Origin of the sequence: Palleronia rufa (assembly GCF_000743715.1) — a bacterium.
Taxonomy (GTDB): Bacteria; Pseudomonadota; Alphaproteobacteria; order Rhodobacterales; family Rhodobacteraceae; genus Palleronia; species Palleronia rufa.
Genome location: NZ_JQEY01000031.1, coordinates 1 through 6,407, shown reverse-complemented (window position 1 = coordinate 6,407; position 6,407 = coordinate 1). Strand labels below are relative to the sequence as shown.

The 6,407-nt window shown below is 63.1% G+C and carries 8 protein-coding genes and 2 pseudogenes; 2 read left to right on the top strand and 8 right to left on the bottom strand.

Annotated elements, in window-relative coordinates; genetic code table 11:
- Together KW83_RS18850 and KW83_RS21655 are read left to right on the top strand one after the other, a co-directional pair.
- A pseudogene (locus KW83_RS18850) lies at positions 1–253 on the top strand (hypothetical protein); the annotation flags it as partial.
- Positions 254–479: 226 nt separating this feature from the next.
- Positions 480–1,097: a hypothetical protein gene (locus KW83_RS21655; RefSeq protein ID WP_235191472.1), complete on the top strand. Its 618-nt coding sequence runs from the start codon at positions 480–482 to the stop codon at positions 1,095–1,097.
- 15 nt (positions 1,098–1,112) lie between these two features.
- On the opposite strand, the pseudogene KW83_RS22085 reads toward KW83_RS21655, so the two are convergent.
- From KW83_RS22085 to KW83_RS21085, 8 genes and pseudogenes are all read right to left on the bottom strand, one after another.
- A pseudogene (locus tag KW83_RS22085) lies at positions 1,113–1,256 on the bottom strand (hypothetical protein); the annotation flags it as partial.
- Between the two features lie 83 nt (positions 1,257–1,339).
- The gene (locus KW83_RS18840) at positions 1,340–1,993 is read right to left on the bottom strand and encodes a virB8 family protein (protein WP_036182102.1); all 654 of its coding nucleotides are present in this window, start codon (positions 1,991–1,993) and stop codon (positions 1,340–1,342) included.
- Complete coding sequence (locus KW83_RS18835) at positions 1,990–3,024, bottom strand: type IV secretion system protein (protein ID WP_081904723.1); 1,035 nt, start codon at positions 3,022–3,024, stop codon at positions 1,990–1,992. The genes KW83_RS18840 and KW83_RS18835 overlap by 4 nt, the downstream gene beginning before the upstream one ends.
- Before the next feature lie 3 nt (positions 3,025–3,027).
- Positions 3,028–3,528 carry a hypothetical protein gene (locus KW83_RS18830; RefSeq protein ID WP_036182168.1) on the bottom strand — a complete coding sequence of 167 codons (501 nt, stop codon included), beginning with the start codon at positions 3,526–3,528 and terminating at the stop codon, positions 3,028–3,030.
- A 4-nt stretch (positions 3,529–3,532) separates the two neighbouring features.
- Positions 3,533–4,369 (bottom strand): type IV secretion system protein, encoded by an 837-nt coding sequence (locus tag KW83_RS18825; protein ID WP_081904722.1) that lies wholly within the window; start codon positions 4,367–4,369, stop codon positions 3,533–3,535.
- Complete coding sequence (locus KW83_RS21770) at positions 4,359–5,483, bottom strand: lytic transglycosylase domain-containing protein (RefSeq protein ID WP_327203979.1); 1,125 nt, start codon at positions 5,481–5,483, stop codon at positions 4,359–4,361. Before KW83_RS21770 ends, KW83_RS18825 begins: the two co-directional genes overlap by 11 nt.
- Complete coding sequence (locus KW83_RS18815; RefSeq protein ID WP_036181927.1) at positions 5,458–5,652, bottom strand: hypothetical protein; 195 nt, start codon at positions 5,650–5,652, stop codon at positions 5,458–5,460. The genes KW83_RS21770 and KW83_RS18815 overlap by 26 nt, the downstream gene beginning before the upstream one ends.
- On the bottom strand, positions 5,649–6,407 hold a 759-nt coding region (locus tag KW83_RS21085), incomplete at its 5' end, for a VirB4 family type IV secretion system protein (protein ID WP_407667884.1). The genes KW83_RS21085 and KW83_RS18815, both read right to left, overlap by 4 nt.

The window sequence follows — 6,407 nt, the reverse complement described above, 5'->3', positions numbered from 1 at the left end:
GTCTCTCGCCGCGACATCGAATATTCGGGCGATGTGCAGCATGGAGGCAGGGGAGTTCGCCACGATCCAAGAACTGGCTGAGGCTGTCGGTCTGGCCGAGCGCCATGTCAGCCGGCAGCTGCGGCTCGCGTATCTCGCCCCCGAGGTGCTGAAGCTGTTGACCTGCGGGCGGGAGGCGTCGGCGGTCAGTCTTTACGATCTGTGTTTTCTAGCGGCAGAACCGTGGGGGGAGCAGGCAGAGCGGGTTTTCTAGAAAAAGAAAACCAAGCGTTCTGTGAACTTACTCCGTCTGTGAAGTAGGCTAATGCTGTGACCCGCGATAGTTCGTGGAACTGCCAAAGAGCTGGTCGACCGGCCGTACTCAGTAGTGTCGGATGCACGCTACTTGACGAAGTGCATCAGGCCAGATCATTTCATGTCTCATGGGCAGATACTATCAGACATTCGCACGAATCGGCGCGGGCCTAGCAGCCATTGCAATGCTCGTTTGGTTCTTGTGGCCCGGCGGGACGTGGCAGTTTGAGCCTGAGCCGTTTTTCGCTTTTGGCGTTGCGGTGGTCGTTGGGGCATTTACCGAGTTTAAACTGAGCGAAGAGGTTATCTATCGAGCATCTACGCCAAATGATATCCGGTTTGGCCGAGAGATTTTTGCGTATGGAACTTGGAATTTCCGAGAGCTTTTGAAAGATCACGACTACCATCGTGGCATCCACCCCAGGTTTCTGACTGAAGCGTCACTATTGGTCAGCGAAACTGAGCTCGGAATTGCACATTTCCAGGACGGTCGGGTCCAGAAAAAATACTTGGACTTCTTCGAGCGCCTGAAGGCCTTTGTCGACTATTTTGGAATGCACTCGTCACCGGAGCAGTTTGGATCTGTGATGCTGCAATCCGTCATTCCAGCCAACCAGTTCGATGAAATGAATGTAACCCCGCACCACCAAGATGAGATTAATGAAGTGAATAGGCTAGCTACTGAAGCTTGGAAAGCCATGCGGCCTCTGATAGCGGAGAKTAAAGAACGAATTCCTGAAGCTGTCCATTATACACATCTTAAMMGTTACCGGCTTGATCGAGACGACGTTGCGGTTCGATAGAACTTGCACCTCGAAGCTGTCGCTATCGCCGAGCAGGACCTGATTGATCCGCTCGCCGGGCCCGAGCTCGACGGCCGTGTTGACGAGGAGGTTGGTGTCGATGCGGATCACGTCGCTCGGCGCGTAGAGGACATTCCGCACCCGTGCATCTTGGCCCATCGTCGTCGGGGCGCGCTCGGCATGCGAAACCATCGGGACGGCGAGGATGAGACCCAGACCTAGAATGAAGCTTATGTTGAGTCTCATCCGTTGCTCCCTCCGTTCAGCGTTTCCGCATCGACCCTGTAGGACGTGACCTCGAAGCCGAGCGGGTTCTCCCAGACCCGCTCGAGCGAGCGTTCCTGCCGAGGCCTGAACTCGAACTCGACGGTCGCCACGAAGGACTGGCGCACCGTGTCTCGGTTGGGGCGCTGGAGGATCTTCGTGAATCTCACGCGCGCCACTTCGGGCTCGAAGAAGGTGATGCTGCGGACTTCGACATCGACTTGGGCGCCGGGTCCGTAGACGCGCGGCGGGTAGCTCTCGCTGTCCTCCGACCAAAGCTCGACGAGCGTGCGGCGCGCCTGACCCGCGGATCGGCGCCGTACGCTCTCGAGCCGTTCCTGAATGCCAGCCCGGAAGTAGCTCTCGCGGTCGTTGACGTAAGCCACAAGCAACGCCTGCTTCATTGCCTCGGCATCCTCGATGCCGGTCGGCTGCACTTGATAGATGCGCTCTGCGGCGCCGGTCGTACTGTCCACCAGGACAGTGAAGACCTCGGTGCTGCGAAGCGGCAGAAGAACGACCAGGACGATCGCAAGAAGCACCGACACGATCACGGAGCAGCCCGCCACGAGCCACGCGATCCGAGCGGATCGCCGGGGACCGGTCACGAGATCAATGTCGAAATCGCTCATTGCGGCTTACCACCCTTCATCTTGCCGGCAAGCTGACGGGCGCGGGCGGCTCCGCTTACGATGCCGGTGCCGGTGTAGTTGCCGATCCGCGCGGCGCTCGACGAGCGATCGGACACGCCGAGGCCACGCGCGCCCGCCGTCGCACCGCGCCGAAAGTCGTCGGTGCCGCGGATTGCGCCGCCGGCCCCGCGCATGGCCCGGCTCATGCTTCCGGTGAACCTGTCGTTCACGCCGGCGATCCCGATATTCGTGGCCGCGAGACTCGACGCGAAACCGGGGATCAACGCCATCAGGCCGGCCCCCAGGAGCATCACTACCACGAAGGAGATCACGTCGCCGATCGTCTCGGCATCCGACAGGTCGCTCGGCGCGACCGTCTCCCCGGCTGCGATCGTGAAGCCGGCCATGGCCGCCACGAAGAGCGGCACGAAGGCAAAGCCAAGCGCGAGCTTCACCCATGCCTCGAAGACGGGTGCCGACTGCTTGAACATCGTGCAGCCGATCGCGACCGGCGCGATCGCCAGGAGCACTGCGATCATGATCTTCGCGGCCGAGAGGATGATGATCGTCGCGACCGCCATGAGCGCTGCGACCAGGAACATCAGGACCGCCGTCATTGGCCCCGCGAAGATGCCGCCATTGTCGGCGATCGCCTCGCCGATTTCGAGGCAACTCACATAGAGATCGTCGAGCCCTTCGTATAGATTAGTCGCTTCGCCCCCGCTTAAAGCTGAAAGCATTCCCGCACCAACTGCCGCAGGTCCCTCCGTGAGCGCCATATAGACGGGTTCGAGATTGCCGAAATCGAGGAAGATGTTGATGACTACGAGCCGCAAGAGCAGCCCGAGGATGGTCGAGGGCGCCAGTGCCACGGTCATCGTGACGATGTTGATGCCGACCAGGGCAACGATCAGGACGGAGCCGGTGGCGACGACTGGCTGCACCATGTTCGCGATGTCGGCGTAGGTATCGCCGGCAACGCCGACGACGACACCATCCACCATATCAAGTATATCGTTGATAACCGCCATCCGTCAGTCCCCGCACTGACGGTTGCGATAGGCGATGTAAGGCTCTCTGATTTCACCCCGGATACCGTGATACCATTCGCGGATCGTTGCGAGATCATCTTCAGTCAGCGCCTCTGGCGTCTTTCCCGTTCGCTCTTGGGTGAACTCGGCGAAATCCATGAGCTCCGAGAGACAGCCGCAATAGCCCTGCTCCATCGCAAGCTGGCGCAGCCTGATCCCGTGCGCCTGCTTGGCCATGCCCCAGCGGAACGGGTGCTCGAGGGCGCCCACCTTCGGCACCACGGGCTGTTCGCAACGGGGCGCGCCATTACGCGCTTCGATCGTCAGCCCGCGTCTCTCTGCTTCCTGCATCAGTTCCAAGACGCGGGCCTCGTCGCTGGCGTCGAGCGCCTCCTGAAGCGCATTGAGGACACCCGTGTCCGACAGGTTGGACGCTTCCTGCGCCGACGCCGGCACGGCCATTAGCGTCATCGCCACCATGGCAAGCATTTTCATCGGGATCATGGCGTCACTCCTCCGCGCCGCTGAAATCGAAGAACGATCGGGCGCGCGCCTGCTCGGCCGCGAAGTCGATGCCGCTCTGACCCTGCGCGAGACCCTGCGCCGCGTTGAGCCGCCACATCTGCCCGAGCATGAAATTCGTCTCGGCCGCCATCCGCGTGTTGAGGTCGATGGATTCTTTCAGCGTCTCCTGGTTGGCGATCTCGCCTACCAGCCCGTCCACCCGCTCGATGCTCTGGCCCGCCTCGTCATAGGCAAGCTGCGCGGCGGCGATGCCGGTGGCGTTCGCCGCGGCCGTCCGCGCGATGATCTCGCCCTGCGGGTCTTCCGCGCTGTTCAGCGCGTCGAGACGCTCTCGGGTGAAACCCGCGCTTTCCATGGTCTCCTGCAATGCCTCGGCGGCGCGCTTGTCACCCATGGTCACGTCGCCATCGAGAAGACTATCCACGAGGCTGTCGAAATCGCCGAGCTGAACCGCGCGCAAGAAGCCGTTCATGTTGGTGATCTTCGCCGCGCGGGACCGCAGGTCCCCGGCGCCGTTGTAGAGAGACGCGATCTCGTTCAGTCCGCTGATCGAACCCAAGATGCCTTCGAGATTCGTGATCTGTTCGATCTGCAACTCGATCTGCCGGCGCAGCTCCTCGATCTGCTGGATCTGGTTGTTGGCGTCGCGCAGCGCCGCCTGAAGCTGCTCGATATTCTGCGCCAGGTTCGAGCCGTCGATGACCGGCACACCCTGGGCCGCGGCCGCGCGGGGCATGAAACCCGGGCTCGCCCCTGCCACTAAGATGAGCGCGGAGGTGGCGAGACCGGCCAGGAACCGGGACATGCGTTCAGCCTTCATCGATGAACCTCCAGAATGTGGACTTGGCCAGGGCGTCGGCCGCGTCCGTCAAGCCGCGGGCGGCGTCGACTTTCGCGTGCGCGGCGCGCAGGCGGAGCGTCAGCGCCATGAGGCGCGCGCGTTCGCCGAGCATGTAGGTGTTGAGATCGACCGCTTCCTTGGCGTTCGACGGAGCGCCCCTGTCGAGCAAGGCCGCGATGCGTCCCATGGCCTGATCGACCTGCCCGCCGACATGGCCTCCATATCCGACGGATGCGTCTGACCAGTTGCCCCAGGCGGCCGAGGCGCCATCGAAGCCCGCAAGCGAGCCGGTCATGTCCGCGCTCGTGATCTGGCCCAGATATTCCTCGTAATAGCCCCGGATGCGGCGGACGTAGGTCTGGGTTTCCTCGAAGGGCGGAATGCCTCCGTATTCGATCACGCGGCCGGGCCCGGCATTGTAGGCCGCGAGCGCATGGTCGACGCGCCCGAACTTTTCGAGCTGTGCGAGGATGTAGCGCGCGCCCCCGTCGAGGTTCTGCCACGGATCGCGCGGATCGACGCCCAGGTCGCTCGCCGTTCCCGGCATGAGCTGGCAGAACCCGCGCGCGCCAACATGGCTGACGGCGGCGTTGTTGAAGCGGCTTTCCTGCTTGATGAGGGATTGGAAGAGGATGCGCCAGGTGAGCGGGTTCAACCCGCCCGCCGCCACGCCGGGATGGCCCTGATGCCGCTGCGCGACCGTGATGATCATCCGCTCGACATCCTGATCCTCGCCGAACAGGCGTTCGGCATCGGGATGCGTCTCGACGGCGGGATAGGTCTCGGCCGCGCTCGCGAAATCGCCCGCGCCGTCCTCGAACCCGCTCAGGTCGGCCGCGCCGGTCGTCTCTTCGAGAAAGCGCGCATAGGCTTGCCGCTGGTCTTCATGAAGCTCTGCCTGGCGCGATCGCGCCGTCAGCTTCTCGGTCTGAAGTCCGAAGTCCCGCGCGTGCTCTTCGACCCGCGAGATGGCATTGGCCAGGGCCGAGCCGTCGATGACCGGCACGCCTTGCGCGGCCGCCGTGGAGGCGGTCACCACGGCCGCGACGGCCGCCCGGATCATGCGATCAGAACGACCGGAAATCGCAATCATGGGCCACATCCTCGGCCGGTGCCGATGCCACGGGATCGGACAGGAAGGACACTGATCGGGTCACGGCCGCACCGCGCTCGAAGCACGGGGAGCGGACGCCCGTGGAGACGCCCGCACAGCTTGCGAGCGCGGCGAGCGCCATCAGGGCCACGCAAAGCCGTGTTGTCATGTCATCTCCTTCCAGAAGTCAGGGGTTTGCCGCCATTCAAGTGGCGCGCGCTCGTCGCCGGTCTTCCCGCCCCCACGAACCTTCACCAGACCGCCGAGGCCCGAGAGGTCGGTGTTGACGTAGACGCTATCCGGCCCCGACCTGAGCAGCGCCAGGCGCTGTCCTCCGGTTGGCCCCGACAGAAACTCCGCCTCGCGTTCGTTCAGACGTAGGATCTTGTAGTCCTCGGGGTTCGCGCGCGGGTTCGGGAACAAGAGCTGGGTCGCGACGCTCTCGGTGATGATCGTGCCGACCGAGCTTTCGACGAGATGCCCCGGCGTTTGCGTCAGCATCATCACGACGCAATTCCGCTTCCGCATAGTGACGAGCCAGTCGTGAAGGCGTTTCACAAAGATGTCGTCGGCGAGCATCTTCCAGGCTTCGTCGATGACGATGATCGTCGGACGCCTGTCCTCGACCACACGTTCGATCCGCCGGAAGAGATAGGCCAGGAGCGCGCTGCGTTCGGCGTTCTGATCCAGAAGCTCGGTCATATCGAGGCCGACGACATCCTCGCCGATGGAGATCGACTTCCGTGCAGGCCGTGCGAAGAGCCATCCGAAACGGCCCTGGGCGGTCCATTCCCGCACCCGCGTCACCAGATCGCCGTCGTCGTCGGTCGAGGCGACGAGGCTTTCCAGACCCTCGAAGGTCCGAAGCTCCGTCTCCGCGCGGGTGATCTGGCGCACGGCCTCGTTCAGGGCCACGCTCTGCAC